We start from the raw sequence: 24,357 nt of genomic DNA, 5'->3' as shown, positions 1-24,357 counted from the left end.
TTGATCGCAGCAAATAGAGGGCTTGGCCTGCATTCCTGAGAATGCAGGCTTTTTTTGTGCCTTGGTTTGCTATTCCCGTTACGAATACCGACGAGTCGATCTTTGATTATCCGTGTGCAAGAGGCTTGCCTACACTAAGGCCCATACATAAGCCGACCCCAGCACGAACTCTACGCATAGCAGGAGATCACGTGAATTACCCATCGTATGCCGAGATCGCGTTGCCGACGCGACTCCAGCACTTCATCGGAGGAACGTTCGTCGATTCTGGCGACACGTTTGCCAACCACAGCCCCATCGACGGACATGAGTTGTCGCGTGTGTGCGAGGCTCGCCAGAGCGACGTCGAGCGCGCGGTCGAAGCAGCACGGTCCGCGTTGCAAGGGCCCTGGGGCAAGATGAGCGTCGTCGAGCGCGCGGCATGGCTGCATCGAATCGCCGATGGTATCGAGGCCCGCTTCGACGAATTCGTCGCGGCCGAAGTCGCCGATACGGGCCGTCCGATCCAGCAGGCCAAAGCGCTCGACGTCGCGCGCGGCATTGCCAACTTCCGCACCTTTGCGGATCTGATCAAGACCGCGGGCGGCGAGTGCTTCGAAACCGTCGGCGCCGATGGTGACGAGTACCTGAACTACGTCACACGCAAGCCACTCGGTGTAGTCGGCATCATTTCACCGTGGAACCTGCCGCTGCTGCTGTTCACATGGAAAGTCGCGCCGGCGCTCGCGATGGGCAACTGCGTCGTGGCGAAGCCCTCCGAGGAAACGCCGACTTCCGCGACGCTACTCGCCGAAGTCATGCGCGACGTCGGCTTGCCCGCCGGCGTGTTCAATCTCGTTCACGGCCATGGCCCGAACGCGGCGGGCGAGTGGCTAACGCGTTCACCCGGCATCGACGCCGTCACGTTCACCGGCGAGTCCCGAACGGGCAGCGCGATCATGAAGGCCGTCGCTGACGGCGTAAAAAACGTGTCGTTCGAACTCGGCGGCAAGAACGCGGCCGTGGTTTTCGCGGATGCGGATTTCGACGCGGCAGTCGACGGCGTAGTGCGATCGAGCTTCACCAACGCCGGTCAGGTGTGTCTGTGCTCTGAACGCGTGTACGTCGAGCGGCCGATCTTCGATCGCTTCATCGCCGCGTTCAAACAGAAAACCGAAGCGCTCAGAATCGGCTCTCCGTACGAAGCGGGCACGACGACGGGGCCGCTGATTTCCCGCGGTCATCGCGACAAGGTACTGAGCTACTGCCGACTGGCGGTCGAAGAGGGCGCCGCCGTCGTAACGGGCGGCACGGTGCCCAGCTTCGGCAATGCATGCGACGACGGCGCGTTTATCCTGCCGACCATCTGGACGGGTCTGCCCGATACCGCGCGCACGGTCAACGAAGAGATCTTCGGGCCCGTCTGCCACGTGGCGCCCTTCGATGCCGAAGACGAAGTCGTGCGGCGCGTCAACGATAGCCCGTATGGTCTCGCGGCCAGCATATGGACTTCGAATCTGTCACGTGGCCATCGCGTCGCGCGGCAGATCGAGACGGGCATCGTCTGGGTCAACGCGTGGTTCGTGCGTGACCTGCGCACGCCGTTCGGCGGTGCGAAGCTGTCGGGATTCGGAAGGGAAGGCGGCCGTCATTCGATGGACTTCTATTCCGAACTGACCAACGTATGCGTGAAGGTGATCTGATGGCTCGCGTCGATCAAACACTGGAGCGGATCGCCGACGAACTCTGGCAAGCACAGGTGAATGTTCCTTTCGCGCCGATTGCGCCAATACGCGACACCATCGTGTCGCTCGGCGGCGACGCGATCGCCAACGCGTATCGCGTTCAGCAGATCAACACACGGCGCCGCGTGGACATGGGCCGGCGCGTCGTGGGCCGCAAGATCGGGCTCACGTCGAAATCGGTGCAGGCACAACTGGGCGTCGATCAGCCCGACTTCGGTGCGCTGTTCGACGACATGGCCTTTGTCGACGGTCAGGAGATTCCGCTGTACCTCACGCAGCAGCCGAAGGTGGAAGCGGAAATCGCGCTCGTGCTCGAACACGACCTCGGTTGGGAGCGGCACACGCTGGTCGACGTGCTGAACGCGACCGCCTATGCGCTGCCGGCCATCGAGGTGGTCGGCAGCCGCATCGCCAACTGGGACATCAGACTCGTGGACACCGTGGCCGACAACGCGTCGAGCGGGCTGTTCGTGCTTGGCAGCCGGCCCGTCAAACTCGGCGATTTCGATCTGGTGAACTGCGGCATGTTGATGGAATCGCGCGGCGATCAGGTGAGCAGCGGCATCGGCGCCGCGTGCCTCGGCCATCCGCTGAACGCCGCCATCTGGCTCGCGGACACGATGGTGCGATACGGCACGCCGTTGCGCGCCGGCGATGTGATTCTGACGGGCGCGCTCGGGCCGATGGTTGCAGTGCGGCCGGGCGACGTAATGACAGCGCAAATCGAGGGGCTTGGTTCGGTCCGGGCCGTGTTCTCGACAGAAGCATAAGGCGAAGCGATGAAAGACAACGCGAAAATTTCCGTGGCAGTAATCGGCTCGGGCAACATCGGCACCGATCTGATGATCAAACTGATGCGTCACGCGAAGCATCTGAAGATGGCGGCGATGGTCGGCATCGATCCACAGTCAGAAGGATTGGCGCGCGCCGCGCGTCTGAATGTCGCGACGACGGCTGACGGTATCGACGGGCTCGTGGCGATGCCGGTGTTCAAGGACATCAAGATCGCTTTCGACGCCACTTCCGCCGGCGCGCACGCTCAGCATGCGCAGGTGCTCGCCCAGCATGGCGTGAAGGTGATCGATCTGACGCCGGCGGCGATCGGGCCGTTCGTCGTTCCGGTGGTCAATCTCGACCAGCATCTGCACGCACCGAACATCAACATGGTCACGTGCGGCGGCCAGGCGACGATTCCCGTCGTCAGGGCCGTCTCGCGCGTGAGCCCCGTGCATTACGCGGAAATCGTCGCGTCGATTTCGAGCCGGTCCGCGGGGCCTGGAACGCGCGCGAACATCGACGAGTTCACCGAGACGACCGCGCGCGCGATCGAAACGGTGGGAGGCGCAAGCGTCGGCAAGGCGATCATCGTTCTGAATCCCGCGGAGCCGCCGCTGATGATGCGCGACACCGTCTACTGCCTCACTGACGAAGACGCCGACCACGCGCTCATCGATGCGTCCGTGAACGAGATGGTGAAGGCCGTGGCGGCCTATGTGCCCGGCTATCGGCTGAAGCAGCAAGTGCAGTTCGATCGCGTGCCGGTGCCGCCGCAGTTCGCCGCGCGTCTGCCGGGTCGCGAATACGCGCTGAAAGTCAGCGTGTTTCTGGAAGTCGAAGGCGCGGCGCACTACCTGCCTGCCTATGCCGGCAATCTGGACATCATGACCTCCGCCGCGGTGCGTGCGGCCGAACAACTGGCGCTGACCGGTCTGCAGGCGTAACAGGAGATCTCCTATGAATCAGGGTGGCAAGAAAATCTACGTTTCCGACGTGACGCTGCGTGACGGCATGCATGCGGTGCGTCATCGCTATAGCGTGGCGCAGGCTGTACAGATCGCGCGTGCACTGGATGAAGCCGGCGTGGACAGCATCGAGGTCGCGCACGGCGACGGCCTGGCCGGCTCGAGCTTCAACTACGGGTTCGGCGCTCACACCGACCTCGAATGGATCGAAGCGGTTGCATCGACGGTCCGTCATGCGAAGGTTGCGACACTGCTGTTGCCCGGCATCGGCACGGTTCACGACCTGCGCAACGCTTACGATGCAGGCGCGCGCGTCGTGCGGATTGCCACGCATTGCACGGAGGCGGACATTTCGAAGCAGCACATCGAATATGCGCGCAAGCTCGGCATGAACACCGTCGGCTTCCTGATGATGTCGCACTGTACGGACCCATTCTCGCTCGCGAAGCAGGCGAAGCTGATGGAGCAGTACGGCGCGCAGTGCGTGTACGTGGTGGACTCCGGCGGTGCGTTGAATATGGACGAGGTTGCGCAGCGTTTTCGCGCATTCAAGGACGTGCTCGATCCCGCCACCGAGACCGGCATTCACGCGCATCACAACCTGTCACTGGGTGTCGCCAATTCGATGGTCGCGCTCAACGAAGGCTGCGACCGTGTGGATGCATCGCTGACGGGTATGGGCGCGGGTGCGGGCAACGCGCCGCTCGAAGTCTTCATTGCCGCGGTGGATCGCGCGGGCCTCAATCACGGTTGCGATGTGAAGAAACTGATCGATGCGGCCGAAGACATCGTGCGACCGCTGCAGGAGCGGCCCGTGCGCGTCGATCGAGAGACGCTCGCGCTCGGCTATGCGGGTGTGTATTCGAGCTTTCTGCGCCACACGGAAGCCGCGGCGGCGAAGTTCGGTCTGTCGGCGTTCGACATCATGGTCGAACTCGGGCGGCGCCGGATGGTGGGCGGCCAGGAGGACATGATCGTCGACGTGGCGCTCGACATGCTGCGCGCGAAATCGCCGTCGATGGAGGTCGCCTCGTGAATCTCGCCCTGCTGGCCGAACGTGTCGACGAAGCCGCGCGCCGCGCAACCGCGATCGAGCAACTCACGCTGACCGAGCCGTTCTCGGTCGACGAAGCGTATCGCATCCAGCGTGCGTCGATCGAAAGACGAAGTGCGCGCGGTGAGCGTGTGATCGGCATCAAGCTCGGCTTCACGAGCCGCGCGAAGATGATCCAGATGGGCGTGGACAGCCTGATCTGGGGATGGCTCACCGATGCGATGCTCGAAGAGGACGGCGCGCCCGTCGATCTCGGACGCCTGATTCATCCGCGCGTCGAGCCGGAAGTGTGCTTCCTGACCGCGCGCGATATCTCGGCGCCGTTGACGGCGCTGGAGGCTGCCGGATACCTGGACGGTGTCGCGCCCGCGATGGAGATCATCGACTCGCGCTACCAGAATTTCCGCTTCACATTGGAAGACGTCGTGGCGGACAACTGCTCGTCGGCGGGGCTCGTAGTCGGGCCATGGTCGAGCCGCGTGACTGATCTGCGCAATGCGGGCGTCGCGCTGCGTTTCGACGGCCGTGACGTGCAGACAGGATCGACAGGCGCGATTCTCGGCGATCCACTGCGCTCGGTCGTGCAAGCGTCGCGACTGCTGCATCGCGCGGGGCTTACGCTGCCCGCGGGCAGTCTGATCATGGCGGGCGCGGCCACTGCCGCGCAGCCGCTTCGCGCGGGTCTGCACGTGCAGTGCATGGTGTCGGGGATCGGGCAGGCCGAATTCACGACGACCTTGATCAACCGTTGACGTCCGTACCGGACGCAAGCAAGAAAGGCAGTTCAATCATGTTAAAAAAGATCGACATGCATGCCCACTTCTTCCCGCTCATCACGCGGGAAGAAGCGGCCCGGCTGGGCGCCGACGACGCACCGTGGCTCACCGTGGACGATAACGGCGACACCGGCATGATCATGGTCGGCGAGCGGCGCTTCCGTCCGGTTGGCCGCGCGCTGTGGGATCCGCGCCGGCGCGTCGAGGAAATGGATCGCCTCGGCATCGACGTGCAGGTGATGTGCGCGACGCCGATCATGTTCGGCTACCGTCATGAGGCCCGTTCGGCTCTCGAATGGGCGCGACGCATGAACGATCACGCGCTCGAACAATGCATTGCCGCGCCGGACCGTCTGAAGGTGCTCGCGCAGGTGCCGCTGCAGGATCTGCAACTCGCCTGCGACGAAGCATCGCGAGCGTTTGCGCAAGGGCACATTGGTGTGCAGATCGGCAATCACGTCGACAAGCGCGACCTCGACGACGACATGCTGGTGGCGTTCCTCACGCACTGTGCGCACGAGGGCATTCCGGTGCTCGTGCATCCATGGGACATGATGACCGACGGCCGCATGAAGAAATGGATGCTGCCGTGGCTGGTCGCGATGCCCGCGGAAACTCAATTGGGCATCCTTTCATTGATCCTCTCCGGCGGCTTCGAACGGTTGCCGCGCAACCTGAAGCTGTGCTTCGCGCACGGCGGCGGCAGCTTCGCGTTTCTGCTCGGACGCGTCGACAACGCGTGGCGTGAGCGCGATATCGTTCGGGAGGATTGCCCGCATCTGCCGTCGTCCTATGTGGAGCGTTTCCATGTGGATAGCGCGGTGTTCGACGACAAGGCGCTGGGGCTGCTGGTCGATGTGATGGGCGAGGACCGCGTGATGCTCGGCTCGGATTATCCGTTTCCACTCGGCGAGCAGCAGGTCGGTGGCCTGATCGAACGCCACGACGGCTTCGGCGAAAACACGAAACGCAAGCTCTGCAGCGAGAATGCGATCCGCTTCTTCGATCTCGTGTCCGAACCCGTAGCCGCGCGCTGAACGGACACGCACAGTCCGCTTTAACCGATCCACTACGATATCCGCGATACTGACCATGACTGTAAAATACTTGCTCTATGCGGCAGCGTCCGCCGCGGTTCGTTAAACCGCCGGCTTCTCGATCTGGCCGCACGGGGCGTGACGGAAGCGGGCGGCGAAGTGACATTCGCCAATCTCGCCGACTATCCGCTGCCGTTTTATGACGCGGAACTGGAAGCCGACGAAGGCGTACCCGAAGCCGCCCGGCGACTTCAGCAATGCGTTGCCGAGCATCATGGGCTACTCGTCGCATCGCCCGAGTACAACGGCGGCTATACGGCGCTGCTGAAAAACGCCATCGACTGGGTGAGCCGGCCGCTTCCCGACGGCCGCTCCGGCGTGACGCTGGTAGCGGGCAAGGCAGCCGCGCTGGTTTCCGCATCGCCCGGACCGCTTGGCGGACTGCGTTCGCAAAGCGCGCTGCGCACGGTGCTGGACAAGCTCGGTATGCTGGTCGTGCCCGAAAGCTTCGCGCTCGGACTCGCTCACGAGGCGTGGGGCGAAGACGGCAGAATGAGGAGCGAACCGGCGGAGCGCCAGGTGGTTGCCGTGGGTGCGGCCTTGCATCGGGTGGTCGCCCGGCTAAACTGAATGACGCTTCCGGACGCATCGAAAGAACGATCGTCGCGAATACAAACCATAGGACCGGTGCTTGCCGGTCTGTTGATCAAGGAGAACGCCGTGCTACCTGGCGGAGACCACAAGCAGGAATTTCTCGACGTCGTGCACGAACTCTGCGACGCGATTCGCGGCATGCCGCTGGATGCCAATCTGAATGCTTATCTGAACGAGCATTACGGCGCGCAGACGGACGGCTATAAAACGCTCAGCCGTTTGCTGAAACTCGGCGTGGAGGAGCAATGGGCAGCCTATGTCGAAATCGAAGGCCCCGACTATCGGCGCGGCCGCATTTCCGAACCGGTCGAGCAAACGGCTGGCATGAGCGTCGAAAGTGGCTTGCTGCGCGACGTAAAAGGTCAATACCACTGTCATACGAATGGTGAGATCAACATGATCATTCCGCTCGAACCCGGTGCGACCTTCTGCGGCACGGGGGCAGGCTGGCGCGTTTTCGCGCCGTTGAGCGAGCACTTTCCGACCGTGCAGGGGCGGGCGCTGATGCTGTTTTTTCTGCCGGGCGGGAAGATCGAATATAAGGTGCCGCCGGCGGAACGGGCCTAAGCGGATCTGTTTTCTTTGTGGTTAGTACGGGCAGCCTGGCGTTGCCCGTTATTTGTTATTCGTTGCCCGTCGCACGTCCGCACGACGATCTCATCCGTGTGCTAAACGACGGTCACTCCTTTTGCGCCGCTGATTACGGTCGCACTCAGTTACCGCGAGCTGTGAAAGCGCTGGAGCAATCGCGCCTTCCAGCATGGCCTTTTCGGGGCACACCCGGGCCAGCACGCGAACACCCATCAGCACGCCGAGCAGATGCCGGGCAAGCACGTCCGCGGACAGCGACGGGTTCACCGTTCCATCGGCCTGCCCAGCTTTGACACGATCGAGAAAGAACCCTTCGATACGAACCAGCACGCCAGCGATGACCTTCTGGAATTCAGCATCGTGTGGCGCTACTTCCAGCGCGGAGTTCACGAGCATGCAGCCCTTGTGCTGGCGGTCATTTAGCGAGCGACGCAGGATCTCATCGAAAAACGCATGAATCGCTTCGAGCGGTGGAAGTGCTTCGCAGCGTCGTATGCGGTCAGCGACACTGTCGTTCACGTATCGATCGAGCGCTGCCCGGAACAGTCCTCGCTTGTCTCCATACGCGTTGTATAGGCTTGCCACGGTGACACCCGTTTTTTCGGTGAGGTCTTTCACCGATGTCGCTTCGTAGCCGTATCGCCAGAAGCACTGGATCGTCGCGTCCAGCACGGCATTTTCGTCAAATTCTCTGGGTCTCGCCATGATGTGTCACCTGTCCGGTCATCGCGCAGTGAGCTTGCCAGTTTCGCTGCGATGAGCGATTATAGAATGCATGTTCTAAAACAGAAAGGCGTGATCTGAAGATCGGCGTTAGGTACGTCATGCTCTACGAGAGCAGTCTTCACCGGTCTATTCGCCTCGCGTCCCGTACGAGAGCGACAGGGAAAATTGCATTGGCTCGGCTATGTGGCGATCGTCACTGGACTTAACCGCTTCGTCAACCTGAGGGCATCGACATGATTCGTTTCTATTTCCATCCGACGCCGAACCCGGCCAAGATCGCTCTCTTTCTCGAAGAGACAGGTCTGCCTTACGAAATGATTCCGGTCGATACGAGCAAGGGCGAGCAGCACACAGCGGAATTCCGCGCGATCAACCCCAATGGCAAGGTGCCCGCGATCGTCGATACGGAAGGGCCGGGCAGCAAGGAGGCGCGCGTCTTCGATTCCACGGCGATCCTGCTGTATCTGGCGGAGAAAACTGGAAAATTGCTGGGTGCACCGGAGGACAGACCCGAACTGCTGTCGTGGCTTCTGTTCCTTGCATCCGGCCTTGGCCCATTCTCGGGCCAGGCCGTGCACTTTCAGTTTGCGGCACCCGCGGGACTCGACTATGCGGCGAATCGCTATCGACGCGAGGCCGAGCGCCATTACCAGGTGCTGAACGATCATCTGGAAGGGCGCAACCATATCGTCGGCGAAACGTATACGATCGCGGATATTTCGGCGTGGGGATGGCTCGATCGTGCGTCGCGCGTGCGCAAGGGTGCCGACGATCCGCTGGCTCCATTTCCGAATCTCAAGCGCTTGTTCGCGACGGTCGATGCGCGACCCGCGGCAACCCGTGCGAGAGCGGTCGGCAAGGATCACGAGTTCAAGAAGGTCAACGACGAGGAAACCCGGCGCGCGCTCTTCCCGTCCAACTATCCGCCGGCTGCCTGAGCCTACATTGAACAGTTATGGAGAGCAGTATGAGCGATTCACACGACTATATTCCGCCGAAGGTCTGGACCTGGAACAAGCCTAGCGGCGGCACGTTCGCGAGCATCAACCGGCCGATCGCCGGGCCGACGCACGACAAGGTGTTGCCGGTCGGGCGCCACCCGCTGCAGCTTTATTCGCTGGGCACGCCGAATGGCGTGAAAGTGACGATCCTGCTCGAAGAACTGCTCGCGGCCGGTCATTCCGGTGCCGAGTATGACGCGTGGCTGATCAAGATCGGCGAGGGCGATCAGTTCGGCAGCGGCTTCGTGGACATCAATCCGAACTCGAAGATTCCGGCGCTGCTGGACCGCAGTGGGCCGGAGCCGGTCCGCGTGTTCGAATCGGGGTCGATTCTGCTGTACCTGGCCGAGAAGTTCGGCGCGTTCCTGCCGAAGGATGTCGCGGCACGCACCGAGACGCTGAACTGGCTGTTCTGGCAAATGGGCAGCGCGCCGTACCTGGGTGGTGGTTTCGGTCATTTCTACGCTTATGCGCCCGAGAAGATCGAATACGCGATCGACCGCTTCGCGATGGAAGTGAAGCGCCAGCTCGACGTGCTCGACCGCCGCCTCGCCGACAGCGAGTATCTCGCCGGCGACCAATACACCATCGCCGACATCGCGGTGTTCCCGTGGTACGGCGGCCTTGCCAAAGGCTGGCAATACGGCGCGGCTGAATTCCTGTCGGTGCAGGACTATAAGAACGTTCAACGCTGGGCCGAGATGCTGTTTGCACGGCCGGCCGTCAAGCGCGGGCGCATGGTCAACCGCACGAGCGGCGAGCCCTCGGGCCAGCTTCGCGAACGCCATGACGCAAGCGACTTCGATACGAAGACGCAAGACAAGGTGGAAGCAGCACAGCAGTAAAGATCGAGGGCAAGCGCAGGCTGATCACCGGCGGCGCGAGTGGCATCGGGCTCTCGCTTGTACATGCGTTGCTTGCGTAACGCGCGAAGGTGTGGTCACGGGCCGGTGTCCCGACGCACCAGCGTAGCGCGTTACGTAGTTGCCGTGATCGGACGGCGCTGGTTTCCCGTCGACGTGCGCTTATCGTCGGCGTTGCGCACGAAGCGGACGACCACGTTGGTGCTGTCGTTGGTCCAGGCAAACAGTTGTGAAACCGGCGGAATGTCGGGTTGATCGCCGCCTCCGCCGGATGCCGCTAATACAAGTGACATCGCTACCTCTACGCAGTCATTCCGTTCATCAAAACCCCGTCGTTTTACAGGTGTGCCCGCAACGCGGGCACATTCGGCCGCAGCAGCCACCGTTGGCGACCTCGTAGCCACCGGGTGCGTCATCACACATCGAAATCCGCCTACATCCAGCAGGACGCTTTTCACGCGAGCGGCAATTCACTAGCCCATTTCCATTCTGGAAACGACGCGATGAAATATTAGCGATGGCAATGTCGGGACGGTCTGTCTACGATCAGTCATGACCGCCGTGTCTGCCGGGTGCGGCGAAACGACGGCACGTCCCATTGTCTACTCCACTGAGTCCCCATGATCCGAGCTACCAAGATTGTCGCCACGATCGGCCCCGCGTCGAGTGAGCCGGAAGTTCTTCTGAAAATGATCAACGCAGGCTGCGACGTCGTGCGGCTGAACTTTTCACACGGCACCGCGCAAGATCATCGGCAACGCGCGGAATTCGTGCGTGAGGCAGCGCGCCAGGCCGGCCGCGAAGTTGCGATCATGGCGGATTTACAAGGCCCGAAAATCCGCGTCGGCAAGTTCGAAAACGGCAGGACGACGCTGCTTGCCGGCAATCCGTTCGTGCTCGATTCCGCCTGCGAATTGGGCAACGACGATCGCGTGGGCCTCGATTACAAGGACCTGCCGCGCGATCTGAAGCCGGGCGATACGTTGCTGCTCAACGACGGCCTGATCGTGCTGAGCGTCGCACGTGTAATCGGCAGTGAGATTCATACGATCGTGAAGATCGGCGGTGAGCTGTCGAACAATAAAGGCATCAATCGGCAAGGCGGCGGCCTCACGGCGCCCGCGTTGACGGAAAAAGACATGGAAGACATCCGCACGGCGATGTCGATTGGCGCTGATTTCGTCGCCGTGTCGTTTCCGAAAAACGCCGCCGATATGGAAATGGCCCGCCAGCTCGCGAACATCGCGGGCGCGCCGTACGGCATCAAGCCGAAGATGATCGCGAAGATCGAACGCGCCGAGGCGATTCCGGCATTGCAGAGCATTCTCGACGCGTCGGACGGCATCATGGTCGCGCGCGGCGATCTCGCGGTGGAAGTTGGAAATGCCGCCGTGCCCGCGTTGCAAAAACGCATGATCCGGATGGCGCGCGAATCGAACAAGTTCGTGATCACCGCGACGCAGATGATGGAGTCGATGATCCACGCACCGGTGCCGACCCGCGCGGAAGTGTCGGACGTCGCGAATGCGGTGCTCGACGGCACCGACGCGGTGATGCTGTCGGCGGAATCCGCCGCCGGCAAGTACCCGGTGCAGACGATCGAAACGATGGCGGCAATCTGTATCGAGGCCGAGAAATCCGAACAGTCGGAATTGGACAAGGATTTCCTCGATCGCACGTTCACGCGGATCGACCAGTCGATCGCGATGGGTGCGCTGTTCACCGCCTATCATCTCGGCGCCAAGGCGATCGTCGCGCTGACCGAGTCCGGTTCGACGGCACTGTGGATGTCGCGCTACTGGTCCCACGTACCGATTTTCGCGTTGACGCCGCGTACCAGCAGCGAGCGGACGATGGCGCTGTATCGCAACGTGACGCCGCTGAATCTTGCGACCAATGTGGATCGCGACGCGGCACTGGCGCAGGCCGTCGAAGTTGTCGTCGGCAAGGGTTATGCGTCGCGCGGCGACATCATCGTGCTGACCGTCGGTGAGCCGATGGGGCAGGCGGGTGGTACCAACACGTTGAAGATCGTCCGTATCTGAAGGGGGCGTGAAAATCATGCTCAACTTTGGCAACGCGGACAGAGAACGCAACGCAGCCGATCGAAGCGCTCCGATTGTCGTGATCGCGCCGGATTCGTTCAAGGGTTCGCTCGATGCATCGGCTGTCGCCGCGGCGATGGCGGAGGGGATAAAGCGCGTGCGTCCCGATGCGCAAGTGCGCGTATGTCCGATGGCCGATGGCGGCGAGGGCACGTTGAACGCGGTGGCGGGAGCCGGTGCGCGATTGCTGACGATCGACGTGCAAGGCGCTGCAGGCGCCCAGCGGTCCGCGGCAGTCGGGCTTTTGCCGGACGGTAGCGCGTTGATCGAAAGTGCGGAGATCGTCGGTCTGACTGACCCCGCGGGAACCAGCGTTCCGGTTCTCGAACGCTCGACGACGGGCGTGGGCGAAGCGATTCGTCATGTGCTCGATCTCGGCGTGACAACGATCTATCTCGCGCTGGGCGGCAGCAGCACCAATGATGGCGGCGCGGGCCTGCTGGTTGCGCTCGGTGCGCGCTTGCTCGATGCCGAGGGCAATGAAGTGAGGCCCGTGCCGGCGCAATTGTCGCGTGTCGCGACGGTCGATATCGGTCGGCTCGATGAACGCCTTCGACACGCTGTGCTCATCGGCATGTCGGATGTCAAAAGTCCGCTGACGGGGCGCACCGGCGCAACCTATATCTTCGGGCCGCAAAAAGGCGTTACGCCGGAGCAACTCGAAACGACCGATCAGTGTCTCGCCCGTTTCGCGGATGCGGTCGAGCGTGCATTCGATCGCACTGCGCGCGAGCAACCTGGAGCAGGCGCGGCGGGCGGCCTCGGTTTTGCGCTCTATATGCTCGGCGCGAATCTCGAGCCGGGCGGCGAAGTCGTTGCGCGCAAGATCGGCCTCGATCGTGCTCTGCAAGGCGCGGACTGGTTGCTCACTGGCGAAGGACGCTCCGATGGACAAACCTTGTCGGGCAAGGCGCCATTTATTGCCGCCAGACTCGCGCAGGCGGCGAGTGTTCCGGCTACGCTGCTATCCGGCTCGGTCGATCCGTTCTCTCTCGTCGATCTGAACGGCCATTTTCACGGCTGTTTTTCGATTGCGCCGGGGCCGATCGCATTGGAAGACGCGATGCAAAACACCGCCGCTTATCTGGCCAATCAGGCCGAACAGCTCGCGAGATTGATGCTGGCTTAGTGGATGAATCGAGTTGGCGAGTCGTATTGGCGAATCGTGCCGGCGATTCACGCGGATTGAGGGTCCCCGCTCGTTTCCCATACGTCACGCAGGCATTCCCGCAGCGCGACGAGCACGGCGTCTTCCGCTTTGCTGCGCAATGTCACGACCGACAGCGGGCAAGGAATCCTTTCTCCGCGCCAGATCGTGATGCCGCCCGCGGCCATCGCCGACGTCGCCAGTTGTTCGCGCATCAGGCAAAGCGCCACGCCGGAGCGCACGATTTCGATCATCGACGACTCCTGGTCCGCTTCGACGATGGCTTGCCGGCTGCGCCCATGCGCGCGCTCTATCTGACGGATGACGTCGGTTTGCGAGCTCTCCTGCGCGGTGCGGACCCACGGCAAATCCAGTAACGCAGGCCAGTCCGCGTCGCGAACCCGATGGTCCCATGCCGCCGGCGCGGCGACCACATAGTGCTCCTGCGTCAACGCGGTGGCCACCAGCAGCGGATGCTGAACCTCGCCCAGATAGAACCCCGCATCGAGTTCGCGATTGATCACGCGCTTCAGTATGCCGCCGGAGATACCGTGTTCGAGCTGGATATCGATGCGTGGATAGCGTGCGACGATCCTGTTGAGCAACGCGCCGAGCCGGATCGAACCGGGATCGATGATGGTGCCGAGCCGCAGCGGACCAGCGATCTCTTCGTTCAACCCGCTGGCCACCGAAATCATCCTGCCCGCGGCGGCAATCGTTTCGATTGCAAGCGGCAGCAGCTTACGGCCTTGCGACGTGAGCGTCATGCCAGCCGGGGTACGTTCGAAGAGCCTCGTATGAAGCTCCTCTTCAAGCGTCTTGATGTGCTTGGAGATCGCCGATTGCGTGAGATGCAACTGCTCGGACGCGCGCGACAGATTGCCGGTATCGGCAACCGTCGCGAAACTTCGTAGATGATGAATCTCCATGACTGCCGCTGCTCCAGGTCTGACGCAATGCACAAGATCGGCGCGTTGAATCTGAACATCGCCGCGTGCTGCTCGTGTGATGCATGGTACCAGGCGCGGGTGCCGAATGGCGAACGCGAAACATGAAAAAAGCGCCAGCCGGTATTCCGGATGGCGCTTTGCTTTACCGATAACAGCCAGATGTATTTAAGCTCGACAGGCGTTCGGAACCGGCGCAATTTCTACAATCGTCCGGTCGTGATGTGCGATCAACGCGACGATTCTGCAACGCGGCCGAGCAATGCATCCAGACGGCCCTGGTCTTCGAGCGCTTTCAGATCGTCGTAACCGCCCACGTGATATTCGCCGATGTAAATCTGCGGCACCGTACGACGTCCGCTACGCTGGGACAGCGACGTCGCGGCACGCAAATCGCCTTCGATGCTGATTTCGCTGAACGATGCACCCTTGTCGCGCAGCAGTGCTTTCGCGGCGATGCAATAGGGGCATGTCGGTTTCGTATAGATCGTGATCGATGCCATGATAGTCACCTCTGGTTCCGGTTGATGGGCGGCCTCCGGGGCCGCATTGCCAGCTGTCTTTGCGACGGCGTAACCAGACTTTAGGCGTGGTGCTTCGAGGCGTGAATTGCAGATCGGATCATCAAACTGCTCGATCGACTCATTGATGCCGACGCACCCATTTCAATTCGAACGGAGGTATAGGGCGGCGCACCCGGGATCGCGATCAGCGTCCCGATCATGCGGGAAGGTTGCCGCCGGACGCTCGCCAGCGCGCCGGTGTCACGCCGATCTGGCGTTTGAACACGCGCTGGAACGCCGCGTCGGACTGGTACCCGACCGTTTCGCCAATGACCGCAATCGACGTGGACGTCCGCAACAGCATGCGGCCCGCGATCGTCATACGGACCTCGGTCAGCACATCCGTTGCGGAGCGGCCAATGGCGTCCTGAAACTGGCGCACGAACGTCGCTTTGGACATGTTGCACAGCGCCGCGAACTGCTCCAGCGTCCAGGGCTTGCCGGGCGTTTCGAACATCGCCGATATCACCGGCTGCAAACGGGGCTGGCGGGTCAGCGCGAGCAAACCGTGCGGCGGTTCCGCACCTTCCGCCGCGAAGCGAAGCGTCAACGCGAAGAGTGCCGCCGACAGATGATTGACGAACATTTCGCTGCCGGGTCCGGGGTCGAGCGCTTCGTCGTTCATCAACTCGATCAACTGGGTCAAGCGGGTGCGAACCGTCGACTGTTGCGGACTCTCGGGATCGGCAGTCGCTGCGGATGGCGCGCTATGCACCACCAGCCGGCCCGGTAGATGATCGCGCAACAGGTGGTCGGGTACGGCGCCGAGCAGAAAGCGGCCGCATAGAAAGTTCGCGGTGTCGCCGTGGCCATCGTTTTCCACGATGCCGGGTGCCGCCTGGCGGCTTGTCTTCGGCGGTACTGCCGCCTCGCCGCTGCCGTCGTGTATCAGATGCGCGCTGCCGGCGGGGAAAAGGATGATGTCACCGGCTACGAGCTTTTGCGTCGGCCCGTTCGGATCTTCGAGCACGGCTTGGCCGGACAGCAGCACGTGATACGGAATCTCGCGCACGCCCGCGACGTCCTCATCGATCTTCCAGGGCGCGCCGAAATGGCAGCGCAATTCGAGTCGCCCGGTGACGGGAATCAGCGAGAGAACTCGACTGAGCAGATCCATATGAGTCGCCTGAGCATGTTTTTGAGCCGTTCGCGACTTCGCGCCGCGTCGCGCCGAACGTACAGTGTGGGCAAGCAATGAAGCCGGATTTTACTTGATTAACGCGCGGTGCCCGGCAGCAGCCCAAGGTGGCTGGCGGGCGATGCAAACCCCTTCGAGGTGCGAGATGAGAACAGTAAAGGTCGATGTCGCGGTGATCGGCGCGGGCAGCGCGGGACTGTCGGCATATCGGACGGCCAAGGCGGCCGGCGCTTCCGTGGTGCTGATCGAAGGGGGCGCTCACGGCACGACCTGTGCGCGGGTGGGCTGTATGCCGTCCAAGCTGCTGATCGCGGCGGCCGAGGCCGCGCATTCCGCCGCGGCAACGGCGCCGTTCGGCGTGCACGTCGACGGTACGGTGCGCGTCGACGGGCGTGAAGTGATGCAGCGTGTCAGGAGCGAGCGCGACCGGTTCGTTGGGTTCGTCGTCGATGGCGTGGAGAAGATGCCGGAAGCCGATCGCTTGACCGGCTACGCGCGGTTCATCGACGACAACCTGCTGCAAGTCGGCGATCACACGAAGGTCAGCGCGCGCAGCGTGGTGATCGCGACGGGATCGTCGCCGGTGGTGCCGGCCATGTATCGGGCGCTCGGCGATCGCGTCGTGATCAACGACGACGTATTCGACTGGACGGACTTGCCGCGCCGCGTTGCCGTGATCGGCGCCGGCGTGATCGGACTCGAACTCGGGCAAGCGCTGTCGCGACTCGGTGTGGACGTGACGTTGATCGGCGCGCGCGGAAAGGTCGGCCCGCTGACCGATCCCGACATCACCGCGTATGCGGCGAAGGTGTTCGACGACGCGTTCCGCTTCGAAGCGCGTACTGATGTCGAGGCGGTGTCGCGCGATGGGGATGAAGTACAGATTCGCTATCGGACCAGTGATGGCGAGTTGCGTGACATCACCGTCGACTATGTACTCGTTACCGCGGGCCGCAAGCCGAATGTCGGATCGCTTGGACTCGAGAATACGTCGATCGCGCTCGATGAAAGCGGCGTGCCGGTCTACGATCCGCTGACTTTTCAGGCGGGCGCGCACCCGGTTTTTATCGCAGGCGACGTGAATGGCGTATTGCCGCTTTTGCATGAAGCCGCGGATGAAGGGCGCGCCGCCGGCGCGAACGCGGCCCGGTTTCCGGAGGTGACGCCGCTCGTGCGCCGCGCGCCGATTTCGGTGGTGTTTTCCGATCCCGGTATCGCGATGGTGGGCGCGAGTTATCGCGATCTGACGCCGGGCTCGTTCGTGACGGGCGAAGTCAGCTTCGAGGACCAGGGCCGTAGCCGCGTGATGCTGCGTAACCGCGGGCTGATGCATGTCTATGTCGACAAGGCGAGCCGGCAGTTCGTCGGTGCCGAGTGGATTGGGCCGGACGCCGAGCATATCGCGCATCTGCTCGCATGGTCGTTGCAGATGAAACTGACCGTCGATGCGATGCTCGCGATGCCTTTTTATCACCCGGTTGTTGAAGAAGGGTTGCGGACCGCGTTGCGGTCGGCGGCTGAACGGCTTGGGGCTGTCGGGTAACGCGTGAAGGTTAGTTTGGGGCGGGTAGTCTGAATGTGAGTAGCGGCCGGCGCGTGTCGGGTTCAATGGACCGGTGCGCGTCGGCTGATGTGCTTGTTGGACTGGCTGCAGGTATTGATCGCTACTTCACCTTGCTTCAGACCTTCGATCGCAACAAAACCTCTGCAGCAGCCCACGCCTGCAACGCTGGGGTTGGGGCATTCGCGGCGCGCGCGTTGACGGTTGCCCCGTCGAGCAACATCATGAAAACGTCGCCAAGGTGTTGCGCATCGGATGCCGGCATAAGCTCCTCCAGGAGTTCCGCCATCCAGCTGGTCATCTTTTCCCGATATTGGATGGCAACGCCCGAAATGGTGGGGTACTCGGTGCCGAACTCCGCCAGTGCGCGTTCAAAAAGGCAACCGGCAAATTCCGGTGTGGCGAACCAATCGCCATACCAGTCGAAGATTGCCTTGACTCGCTCCTCCGGGATCTGCAGCTCCTGCAGACGGGCTTCGATACTGCCAACGATTAGCGCATAACGTTGCAGCAGCACCTCGCGGATCAAATCGTCCTTGCCCGAAAAATGGCGATATAGCGTCATTCGCGCTACGCCGGAGTCGTCGATGATCCAATCCACTCCCACCGCCTGAAAGCCGTGCTTCGAAAACAGCTCGGTAGCCTTGTCAACGACAAGTTGTCGTTTGTTCGCACGCATGCGGATCACACTCTCAATTTGACATATTTCCGGTGAATTTTAACACCGGATGTCGCTGTCACGATTCTTCACGGTGCTTCATGTAGAACGATCTATCTCAGTCAAGCGCGATGATGATCATGCAGCTGGCCTCGTCCGGACGACTTCGCCGTGCAATGGGCGGAGGCAAACGCTGCGTTCCGTGATTTCAATATATGTTTATAAACCCGTTGACTTCAATGTAGAACGATCTATATCATGTGCGGCACGGGAAACTTGCAATCATTCTGATTACACCAGCCTCAGTATATTTAACATTTCAAAGTATAAGTCACGGCCCGAAAATTTAGCTGGCCATCGATCAATAGCGGCTATGAAAATTTATTCGGGATAAACGGCGTAGTCGCTTTGACTGTCGCGGCCGCGCTATCAGTGTTAAGGGGTGATTAATCCAGAAAAGTCGACCGCAGCGGATCTTATTGGTAACCATGTCGCGGATGAACTGTCCGAGCTTCGGTCAACGTTCAGGGCGAGCTATTGATCAACAGGCAGGCGGCACGTTGCGCCAGCCGTATTGATGCTGCCCGCGGCAGATTGTATCGCGTCGGTAACTCGTGGGGATTTCACAAATACAGCTGATGACCCTTGGCTAGTCGGAAATAAGTGCCGTGCCGGGCGATTCTGGTTATTTATAAAGCAATACATGAAGTCCATGAAAAGAGGTACGCCGAAAGGGTACGCCTCATGGGTTCGCTTTGTCTTCAGATTGAAGTAATGGAGCAGGAATTCGGGTAATGGATGTCCCGATTATCTATAGCTGTCGTGCTTTGCGGAGATTAATAGCAGGGAAGCATCGGTTGGCAATTTAACAAAAAAGGACCTTTATGAAACCCATTGCATGGATTGTCATGGCCGCCTGTCTGACGTTGACGGCGTGCGGCGGCGGCAACGATTCGCACAACAGCGGCTCTTCGTCGTCCGCTACCGGCCCAGGCGGGTCTTCCAATCCGCCGCCGCCCGGCGGCGGCAATACCTCCCAGCCGCAGGTCGGTTGGTCCAACGCGGTCGCAATGGACGGCAAGGCCCCGGAAATCGAACCCAGTACAACCATCGACGCGAACGGCAACACGCTCGTCACATGGATGACGAACGGTCCCGCTGGAACTCTCGGCAACGAGATGTGGGGCGCGCGTTATGTGCCCGGGTCGGGCTGGGGAACGCCGGCGCGCCTGGATACGGGCGACGGCAGCCATTCGATGACCGGGCCGGGCACGATTCAGCCGCAACTGGTCGGCAACGCCACTGGCCAGGCGGTCGCGTTCTGGACGGAGTGGATGCCGGGTCCCAATGCCTACGCGCTATGGGCGCGCCCATATAGTCCAGGCGCTGGATGGGGCACGCCGTTCGAAGTGGCGCCGAACGTCACGAGCTCTACTTATACGGCCGGTATCGACGACCAGGGCAATGCCATCGTCGCCTGGCCGCAAGCAACCGATCTGCTCAATTCCCGGATCGAATGGACGCGTTATACGCCGGACGGCACGTGGTCGACGACGGCGCAGATCCAGATGCCGGCGCAGACTGGACCGGGCGCCGTCACCGGAGACACCACCAATACAAGGCCGATGATTTCGGTCCAGCCGTCCGGTAGCGCAGTGCTCGCGTGGAGGCAAACCAACACGACGCAGTCGGCCCTCTGGACCGCTACTTTCGATGCGACCAACGGTTGGACCAACGTCAACCAGGCGGTCTCGAACACGAGTCTGTTCACGACGATCGACCTCCCTTCGGCGGGTATGGACGCCAAGGGCAACATCACGCTGGTGTGGGGCCAACTCGATGTGACGAGCGGGAAAATCTCGACGACCACGATGTCGCAGCGCTACGTCGTGGGAACCGGCTGGCAGGCGGCTCAGACGGTGGCCCCGGAAATTACGGAGCCGAGCGGCTTTATCGCCACGCCGATTCTGAGCGTCAATGCAAACGGTGTGGCGGCCGTCATGTGGGCGGAAGGTGGCGTCGTTCTGCAGGCGAGCGTTACCGATGCCAGCGGAAACTGGGGGCCGTTGCATCAGTTGACCGAGCACGTGGACGGCACGGCGGGGCAGTATCCGCCGCTGGTGATCGATGCCGCGGGCAATGCTACGGCCGCGTGGGTGGACTCGGGTACGCCGGGCTCGTCGGATGTTGTCGCTGCCAGCTATCGGAACGGTGCATGGAGTACGTCGACATTGTTCGGGCAAGACCCGCAGGACGCCATCTGGCCCGCGCTGGCCGTCAACGCTTCCGGGGCAATGGCGCTCATCTGGCAATCGTATGTCCCGAACGTCGGTCCCGAACTGCAAGCCGGCTTCTATACCCCCGGCACATGATTGCCTTGTAGACATCGTCGAACTGCCGTCGCCGGATGCCGCGGCAACGGCAGGCTCGGTCGTGGAAGAAGAGCGAACCTTCTTGTGCCTGCCTCTATGCGCTTAAACCAGCTGGCAGTGTCGGTGCCGTTTCGAGTACGCGTGCCAGCGTGAAGCTTCAACCAATCGATAAGGAATAGTCATGCAAAAAGAAATGCGTTCCGCGCTGCGGACTGCCATCGCAATGTCGGTCGTCGGTTTCATCGTGTCGGCGTGCGGGACAACGCAGATGAACATGATCGATGTTCAGACATCCACTGCGAAGACAATCGGCTTAGCCTCCTCGGACGAGATTGTCATTACTGACGTCCAATATGGGCAGAAGAACGCGCTGGGCGGTCAGCAGGTGAGTTACGACGCCACGACCGGGAAAGGACGGCATTTCACCTGCACGGTGTTTATGATTCCCGGACTGACACCAATCGACAAACCGACATATAACGATTGGGAATGTCACCAGCATCGCTGAATTTCTCGATGACGGCGAGCGTCAGCAGACCGAATTGCGGCAAGCGCCACGCGCATTTATCCTACATCGACTCGCGTGGCGTCTAAGTTGTTCTTATCGGCATTGGCGACGCTGCCGGTGCGACCGTTGTGTCGCACCGACGAGCTTCGGAGCAGTTGCCAATACCCATCTCCGGCATTACTTGCCCTTGGCCGAATCAGGCGTGCCACCCAAAAGCCTCGTTGCTCTCGCCGTCGCTTCAAGCAGCGACTGCACATGCGGCGTCCCCGGCTCGGTATCGAGAATCGTGTGTGAGCCAACCAGACTGATCGCGAATTTCACATCGCCAGTCCAGTCGCGAATCGGTGCCGCAATGGATGCATATCCGCTGATGTCCGAACGGTGCATCGTTGCATAGCGGTTTTGCTGCAACTCGCGCTGCACGTCCACATAAAAGTCTTCAAGTTCACCGCTGCGCTCTTTCGCGGCGCTCCATTCCTGTTCGAGAAACGGCTGCGATTCGCGCCAATGGCCTGCGCGTCGTCAGCGCCGATGAAGACTTCCGCGTGCGCGTGACGGCAACCGACAATCCTGCCGACCTCGGTCCTCAAGACTATGTATTCATCGCGCTGAAGTCGCATCAGCTCGCGGACATACTCGGCCCGATCCAGTCACTGCTCGGTAGCGACACCGTCGTGATTCCACCGACGACAGGCATCCCGTACTGGTACTTCCATGGGCAGACAGGTATTCACGCGAATCGCCGCATCGACAGGCTCGATCCGCACGGGCGGCTGTGGGATGCGATTCCGCCTGAACGGGTACTCGGCTGCGTATTCCGGGTCGCGGCGGAAGTGGTGGAGCCGGGTGTCGTCAGGCAGGACGGGAGTTATGCGCGTCTGCCTGTCGGCGAACCCGACGGCTCGCTGTCGGTACGCGCAAGGCGCTTGTCCGAGGCGATGACTACAGCGGGATTCGACTCGCCCGTCGTGAACAACATCCGAAGCTGGCTGTGGATCAAGATGATCAGCAGCATGTGCTGGAATCCGGTTGCGGTGTTGACGCTGGCGACGTGGGGCGAAATCAGCGACAGCCCCGAACTGGTGCGCCTCGTCACGCGGATGATGAGTGAAGCCGATGCTGTGGCAACGGCGCTCGGCGGTGAGCCGCCGATTCCGATGGCAGAACGCATCGCATCGGCACGCTCCGCGCCGCATCACAAGATGTCGATGCTGCAAGATCTCGAACGGGGGCGTCCGCTCGAGTATCAGGTGATTGTCGATTCGATCGAAGCGATGCGCGACATCGCCGGACTGCAAACGCCGACTATCGATAGCGTGCTCGCGCTGTTGCAATTGCGCGCGACGAGACCATGAGCCACGAAAGGACGCGCCGCCAGGCGCTATATCGTTCGCTTCTGTTCGTTCCAGGCAATCGTCCGGAGCGCTTCGCGAAAGCGTTGGACAGTGGCGCCGACGCGGTCATCGTCGATCTGGAAGACGCTGTCGCGCCGGACGAGAAGTACGAGGCACGCGCCGCACTCGCAGAGTGGCTCACGCCGGAGCGTGCCGTCCTGATCCGCGTGAATGCACGCGATACGCGCTGGTTCGACGATGACGCGAAACTCGGCAAATTGCCCGGCGTCGCCGGCATCGTATTGCCGAAAGCGGAGAGCGCGCACGACGTGATCGAACTGGTATCGCGCACGAAGAGCCGGATGTCGGTCTTTCCGTTGATTGAAAGCGCTCAAGGCATGATGAACGCGCAGGAGATTGCCAGCGCGCCGTTCGTGCATCAGTTGCTATTCGGTACGCTCGACTTTTGCGCCGACATGAATCTCGCGCACGACGAAGACGCGCTCAATCATTTCCGGGTGCATCTGACGATGATCTCCAGGGTCGCCGGCATTCACGCGCCGATCGACGGTGTGACGCCGGCCATCGACGATGAGCAGGCTCTGCACGCGCATACCGTTAACGCCAGACGGCTTGGCTTCGCGGGGGAACTCTGCATCCATCCGAAGCAGGTGAAGACGGTCAATGACGGCTTTCTTCCTACTGAATCGGAAATAGCGTGGGCGATGCTTGTGATGGAATCGTCTGAAAATGCGAAAGGCGCGGTCGTTACGGTGGATGGAAAGATGGTCGATCGTCCGGTTGTGATGCGGGCGCGGAGCATTCTTGACAGCGTGCGCTGACTGGCTCCCTGGCGGAGAACCCGGTCCGGGCTGACATGTAGCGAGCAGGGTGCCGCACAAGAATCCGCGACATCGAATTTGACAAGAAGGTCGCATCTGACCGACCATTGCCTGGCATAGTTATTGTCAATTTATCCATGTCAAGAAGACCAACTGCCGAGGAGCGACGTGAGCTGGGTGCGTTCCTCGCCAGCCGAAGAGCAGGCTTGCGGCCCGCTGATTTTGGCTTGCCCGAAGGGCCACGGCGTACGCCGGGACTTCGGCGCGAAGAGATCGCCTTGCTCGCGGGCATGAGCCCCAGCTGGTACACGTGGCTGGAACAGGGACGCGATATCCAGGCGTCGCCCGATACCTTGCGGCGCCTCGCCGGCGTACTGAAGCTCAATCGGGTCGAATCCGATCATCTGTTCGCGCTGGCTTCCCGGGAAGCACCCGCCGTCGTGGCCGGCGGCGAGATTGGCGAGGGGCTGGAAATGCTCGTCAATGCCATTTCCATGCCTGCGTATATTCGCAACACCCGGTTCGACATCCTCGCCTGGAACGATGCGATCGCGAAACTGTTCGTCGACTACGGTGCGTTGCAGGTGCATGAGCGCAATACATTGCGTCTGATGTTTCTGTATAAACCATACCGCACGTTGATCCTCGACTGGGAGCAGATGGCTCGCGGAACGCTGTCGGCGTTTCGCGCGGCGAGAGCGCAGGCACAGGACAAGAGGCCGTTCGACAGCCTGGTCGAGGAGCTGACCGAACTGAGCGCGGAGTTCGCGTTGTGGTGGAAAGACACGCACGTCCAGGGCTTCGACGAAGGCGAGAAACGTCTGCTTCATCCCGACGGCGGCCATATCCAGTTTCACTATGTCGCGCTGACACCTGCTGGCCGGCCGGACCTGTCGCTGGTGACTTATATTCCCCGGCCGGCTGCCTATGACTCGCGGTCCTAGGATAACAAGGCTCCTTCTTGCGTTTTGCCGGGTTGACTAGAGTGACGTTACATCCTTTCGATCGTCACTC

Annotated in this window: 25 protein-coding genes; 18 read left to right on the top strand and 7 right to left on the bottom strand. The window is 61.6% G+C overall.

All coding sequences use genetic code 11. The features are described 5' to 3' along the window. The first annotated feature begins 191 nt into the window (after positions 1–191). The 8 genes from L0U82_RS36985 (at position 192) to L0U82_RS36950 (ending at position 7,554) form a co-directional block, all read left to right on the top strand. The gene (locus tag L0U82_RS36985; protein ID WP_233838787.1) at positions 192–1,682 is read left to right on the top strand and encodes a 2-hydroxymuconic semialdehyde dehydrogenase; all 1,491 of its coding nucleotides are present in this window, start codon (positions 192–194) and stop codon (positions 1,680–1,682) included. Continuing rightward, a complete protein-coding gene (locus L0U82_RS36980; protein WP_233838786.1) occupies positions 1,682–2,494 on the top strand; it encodes a fumarylacetoacetate hydrolase family protein in 813 nt (270 codons plus the stop codon). Before L0U82_RS36985 ends, L0U82_RS36980 begins: the two co-directional genes overlap by 1 nt. A gap of 9 nt (positions 2,495–2,503) precedes the next feature. Beyond that, positions 2,504–3,445, top strand: a complete 942-nt coding sequence (locus L0U82_RS36975) for an acetaldehyde dehydrogenase (acetylating) (protein WP_233838785.1) — start codon at positions 2,504–2,506, stop codon at positions 3,443–3,445. Positions 3,446–3,458: 13 nt separating this feature from the next. Further along, positions 3,459–4,502, top strand: a complete 1,044-nt coding sequence (gene dmpG / locus L0U82_RS36970) for a 4-hydroxy-2-oxovalerate aldolase (RefSeq protein WP_233838784.1) — start codon at positions 3,459–3,461, stop codon at positions 4,500–4,502. Further along, positions 4,499–5,272: a 2-keto-4-pentenoate hydratase gene (locus L0U82_RS36965; RefSeq protein WP_233838783.1), complete on the top strand. Its 774-nt coding sequence runs from the start codon at positions 4,499–4,501 to the stop codon at positions 5,270–5,272. The genes dmpG and L0U82_RS36965 overlap by 4 nt, the downstream gene beginning before the upstream one ends. A 38-nt stretch (positions 5,273–5,310) precedes the next feature. After that, positions 5,311–6,333 carry an amidohydrolase family protein gene (locus L0U82_RS36960; RefSeq protein ID WP_233838782.1) on the top strand — a complete coding sequence of 341 codons (1,023 nt, stop codon included), beginning with the start codon at positions 5,311–5,313 and terminating at the stop codon, positions 6,331–6,333. A gap of 27 nt (positions 6,334–6,360) precedes the next feature. Next, positions 6,361–6,963, top strand: coding sequence for an NADPH-dependent FMN reductase (locus tag L0U82_RS36955; protein ID WP_326489809.1), 603 nt, complete (start codon positions 6,361–6,363; stop codon positions 6,961–6,963). Positions 6,964–7,053: 90 nt separating this feature from the next. Beyond that, positions 7,054–7,554, top strand: coding sequence for a 4-hydroxylaminobenzoate lyase (locus L0U82_RS36950; protein ID WP_233838781.1), 501 nt, complete (start codon positions 7,054–7,056; stop codon positions 7,552–7,554). A gap of 90 nt (positions 7,555–7,644) precedes the next feature. On the opposite strand, the gene L0U82_RS36945 is transcribed toward L0U82_RS36950, so the two are convergent. After that, the gene (locus L0U82_RS36945) at positions 7,645–8,283 is read right to left on the bottom strand and encodes a TetR/AcrR family transcriptional regulator (RefSeq protein ID WP_233838780.1); all 639 of its coding nucleotides are present in this window, start codon (positions 8,281–8,283) and stop codon (positions 7,645–7,647) included. A 254-nt stretch (positions 8,284–8,537) separates the two neighbouring features. Here L0U82_RS36945 and L0U82_RS36940 point away from each other — a divergent pair, with 254 nt between their 5' ends. Next, positions 8,538–9,242, top strand: coding sequence for a glutathione S-transferase family protein (locus tag L0U82_RS36940; RefSeq protein ID WP_233838779.1), 705 nt, complete (start codon positions 8,538–8,540; stop codon positions 9,240–9,242). 29 nt (positions 9,243–9,271) lie between these two features. After that, complete coding sequence (gene yghU, locus L0U82_RS36935) at positions 9,272–10,150, top strand: glutathione-dependent disulfide-bond oxidoreductase (RefSeq protein ID WP_233838778.1); 879 nt, start codon at positions 9,272–9,274, stop codon at positions 10,148–10,150. 131 nt (positions 10,151–10,281) lie between these two features. Here yghU and L0U82_RS36930 read toward each other — a convergent pair whose 3' ends face one another. Continuing rightward, the gene (locus L0U82_RS36930; RefSeq protein WP_233838777.1) at positions 10,282–10,461 is read right to left on the bottom strand and encodes a hypothetical protein; all 180 of its coding nucleotides are present in this window, start codon (positions 10,459–10,461) and stop codon (positions 10,282–10,284) included. Between the two features lie 327 nt (positions 10,462–10,788). Between L0U82_RS36930 and pyk the strand changes: the two genes are divergently transcribed. Together pyk and L0U82_RS36920 are read left to right on the top strand one after the other, a co-directional pair. Then, positions 10,789–12,213, top strand: a complete 1,425-nt coding sequence (pyk, locus tag L0U82_RS36925) for a pyruvate kinase (protein WP_233838776.1) — start codon at positions 10,789–10,791, stop codon at positions 12,211–12,213. A gap of 16 nt (positions 12,214–12,229) precedes the next feature. Further along, positions 12,230–13,402: a glycerate kinase gene (locus L0U82_RS36920; protein ID WP_233839369.1), complete on the top strand. Its 1,173-nt coding sequence runs from the start codon at positions 12,230–12,232 to the stop codon at positions 13,400–13,402. A 47-nt stretch (positions 13,403–13,449) separates the two neighbouring features. Here L0U82_RS36920 and L0U82_RS36915 read toward each other — a convergent pair whose 3' ends face one another. The 3 genes from L0U82_RS36915 to L0U82_RS36905 all read right to left on the bottom strand — a co-directional run bounded on the left by L0U82_RS36915 (position 13,450) and on the right by L0U82_RS36905 (position 16,047). Continuing rightward, positions 13,450–14,349, bottom strand: a complete 900-nt coding sequence (locus L0U82_RS36915; protein WP_233838775.1) for a LysR family transcriptional regulator — start codon at positions 14,347–14,349, stop codon at positions 13,450–13,452. A 248-nt stretch (positions 14,350–14,597) separates the two neighbouring features. Continuing rightward, entirely contained in the window at positions 14,598–14,870 is a 273-nt protein-coding gene (grxC, locus tag L0U82_RS36910) for a glutaredoxin 3 (RefSeq protein ID WP_233838774.1), read from the bottom strand. Between the two features lie 217 nt (positions 14,871–15,087). Continuing rightward, on the bottom strand, positions 15,088–16,047 hold the full coding sequence (locus tag L0U82_RS36905) for an AraC family transcriptional regulator (RefSeq protein ID WP_233838773.1): 960 nt from the start codon (positions 16,045–16,047) through the stop codon (positions 15,088–15,090). Positions 16,048–16,213: 166 nt separating this feature from the next. On the opposite strand from L0U82_RS36905, the gene L0U82_RS36900 reads away from it, so the two are divergent. Further along, a complete protein-coding gene (locus tag L0U82_RS36900) occupies positions 16,214–17,611 on the top strand; it encodes a dihydrolipoyl dehydrogenase (RefSeq protein WP_233838772.1) in 1,398 nt (465 codons plus the stop codon). Positions 17,612–17,747: 136 nt separating this feature from the next. Here L0U82_RS36900 and L0U82_RS36895 read toward each other — a convergent pair whose 3' ends face one another. Continuing rightward, entirely contained in the window at positions 17,748–18,308 is a 561-nt protein-coding gene (locus L0U82_RS36895; RefSeq protein WP_233838771.1) for a TetR/AcrR family transcriptional regulator, read from the bottom strand. Between the two features lie 863 nt (positions 18,309–19,171). On the opposite strand from L0U82_RS36895, the gene L0U82_RS36890 reads away from it, so the two are divergent. Then, positions 19,172–20,659 (top strand): hypothetical protein, encoded by a 1,488-nt coding sequence (locus L0U82_RS36890; RefSeq protein WP_233838770.1) that lies wholly within the window; start codon positions 19,172–19,174, stop codon positions 20,657–20,659. A gap of 181 nt (positions 20,660–20,840) precedes the next feature. Continuing rightward, positions 20,841–21,167, top strand: coding sequence for a hypothetical protein (locus L0U82_RS36885; protein WP_233838769.1), 327 nt, complete (start codon positions 20,841–20,843; stop codon positions 21,165–21,167). A 177-nt stretch (positions 21,168–21,344) separates the two neighbouring features. Here the strand turns inward: L0U82_RS36885 and L0U82_RS36880 are convergent, their stop codons facing one another. Continuing rightward, on the bottom strand, positions 21,345–21,596 hold the full coding sequence (locus tag L0U82_RS36880; RefSeq protein WP_233838768.1) for an IclR family transcriptional regulator domain-containing protein: 252 nt from the start codon (positions 21,594–21,596) through the stop codon (positions 21,345–21,347). Here L0U82_RS36880 and L0U82_RS36875 point away from each other — a divergent pair. The 3 genes from L0U82_RS36875 to L0U82_RS36865 all read left to right on the top strand — a co-directional run bounded on the left by L0U82_RS36875 (position 21,557) and on the right by L0U82_RS36865 (position 24,287). Further along, the gene (locus L0U82_RS36875) at positions 21,557–22,522 is read left to right on the top strand and encodes a ketopantoate reductase family protein (RefSeq protein ID WP_267929946.1); all 966 of its coding nucleotides are present in this window, start codon (positions 21,557–21,559) and stop codon (positions 22,520–22,522) included. The genes L0U82_RS36880 and L0U82_RS36875 overlap by 40 nt on opposite strands. Further along, a complete protein-coding gene (locus L0U82_RS36870; protein WP_233838766.1) occupies positions 22,519–23,343 on the top strand; it encodes an HpcH/HpaI aldolase/citrate lyase family protein in 825 nt (274 codons plus the stop codon). Before L0U82_RS36875 ends, L0U82_RS36870 begins: the two co-directional genes overlap by 4 nt. Before the next feature lie 137 nt (positions 23,344–23,480). Next, complete coding sequence (locus L0U82_RS36865) at positions 23,481–24,287, top strand: helix-turn-helix transcriptional regulator (protein WP_233838765.1); 807 nt, start codon at positions 23,481–23,483, stop codon at positions 24,285–24,287. Positions 24,288–24,357: the final 70 nt, after the last annotated feature.

It is taken from the genome of Paraburkholderia sp. ZP32-5, assembly GCF_021390495.1.
Lineage (GTDB): Bacteria > Pseudomonadota > Gammaproteobacteria > Burkholderiales > Burkholderiaceae > Paraburkholderia.
Note: the sequence above shows the minus strand (reverse complement) of the source record. Positions and strands in the feature narration are given on the sequence as shown.

Excerpts from the sequence above, each read along its gene's own strand:
- L0U82_RS36920 (WP_233839369.1), top strand. The coding sequence starts at position 12,230 with ATGCTCAACTTTGGCAACGCGGACAGAGAACGCAACGCAGCCGATCGA.
- L0U82_RS36905 (WP_233838773.1), bottom strand. The coding sequence starts at position 16,047 with ATGGATCTGCTCAGTCGAGTTCTCTCGCTGATTCCCGTCACCGGGCGA.
- grxC (WP_233838774.1), bottom strand. The coding sequence starts at position 14,870 with ATGGCATCGATCACGATCTATACGAAACCGACATGCCCCTATTGCATC.
- L0U82_RS36870 (WP_233838766.1), top strand. The coding sequence starts at position 22,519 with ATGAGCCACGAAAGGACGCGCCGCCAGGCGCTATATCGTTCGCTTCTG.
- L0U82_RS36940 (WP_233838779.1), top strand. The coding sequence starts at position 8,538 with ATGATTCGTTTCTATTTCCATCCGACGCCGAACCCGGCCAAGATCGCT.
- L0U82_RS36865 (WP_233838765.1), top strand. The coding sequence starts at position 23,481 with ATGTCAAGAAGACCAACTGCCGAGGAGCGACGTGAGCTGGGTGCGTTC.
- L0U82_RS36915 (WP_233838775.1), bottom strand. The coding sequence starts at position 14,349 with ATGGAGATTCATCATCTACGAAGTTTCGCGACGGTTGCCGATACCGGC.
- pyk (WP_233838776.1), top strand. The coding sequence starts at position 10,789 with ATGATCCGAGCTACCAAGATTGTCGCCACGATCGGCCCCGCGTCGAGT.
- L0U82_RS36960 (WP_233838782.1), top strand. The coding sequence starts at position 5,311 with ATGTTAAAAAAGATCGACATGCATGCCCACTTCTTCCCGCTCATCACG.
- L0U82_RS36895 (WP_233838771.1), bottom strand. The coding sequence starts at position 18,308 with ATGCGTGCGAACAAACGACAACTTGTCGTTGACAAGGCTACCGAGCTG.
- L0U82_RS36930 (WP_233838777.1), bottom strand. The coding sequence starts at position 10,461 with ATGTCACTTGTATTAGCGGCATCCGGCGGAGGCGGCGATCAACCCGAC.
- L0U82_RS36900 (WP_233838772.1), top strand. The coding sequence starts at position 16,214 with ATGAGAACAGTAAAGGTCGATGTCGCGGTGATCGGCGCGGGCAGCGCG.
- dmpG (WP_233838784.1), top strand. The coding sequence starts at position 3,459 with ATGAATCAGGGTGGCAAGAAAATCTACGTTTCCGACGTGACGCTGCGT.
- L0U82_RS36890 (WP_233838770.1), top strand. The coding sequence starts at position 19,172 with ATGAAACCCATTGCATGGATTGTCATGGCCGCCTGTCTGACGTTGACG.
- yghU (WP_233838778.1), top strand. The coding sequence starts at position 9,272 with ATGAGCGATTCACACGACTATATTCCGCCGAAGGTCTGGACCTGGAAC.
- L0U82_RS36975 (WP_233838785.1), top strand. The coding sequence starts at position 2,504 with ATGAAAGACAACGCGAAAATTTCCGTGGCAGTAATCGGCTCGGGCAAC.
- L0U82_RS36945 (WP_233838780.1), bottom strand. The coding sequence starts at position 8,283 with ATGGCGAGACCCAGAGAATTTGACGAAAATGCCGTGCTGGACGCGACG.
- L0U82_RS36980 (WP_233838786.1), top strand. The coding sequence starts at position 1,682 with ATGGCTCGCGTCGATCAAACACTGGAGCGGATCGCCGACGAACTCTGG.
- L0U82_RS36885 (WP_233838769.1), top strand. The coding sequence starts at position 20,841 with ATGCAAAAAGAAATGCGTTCCGCGCTGCGGACTGCCATCGCAATGTCG.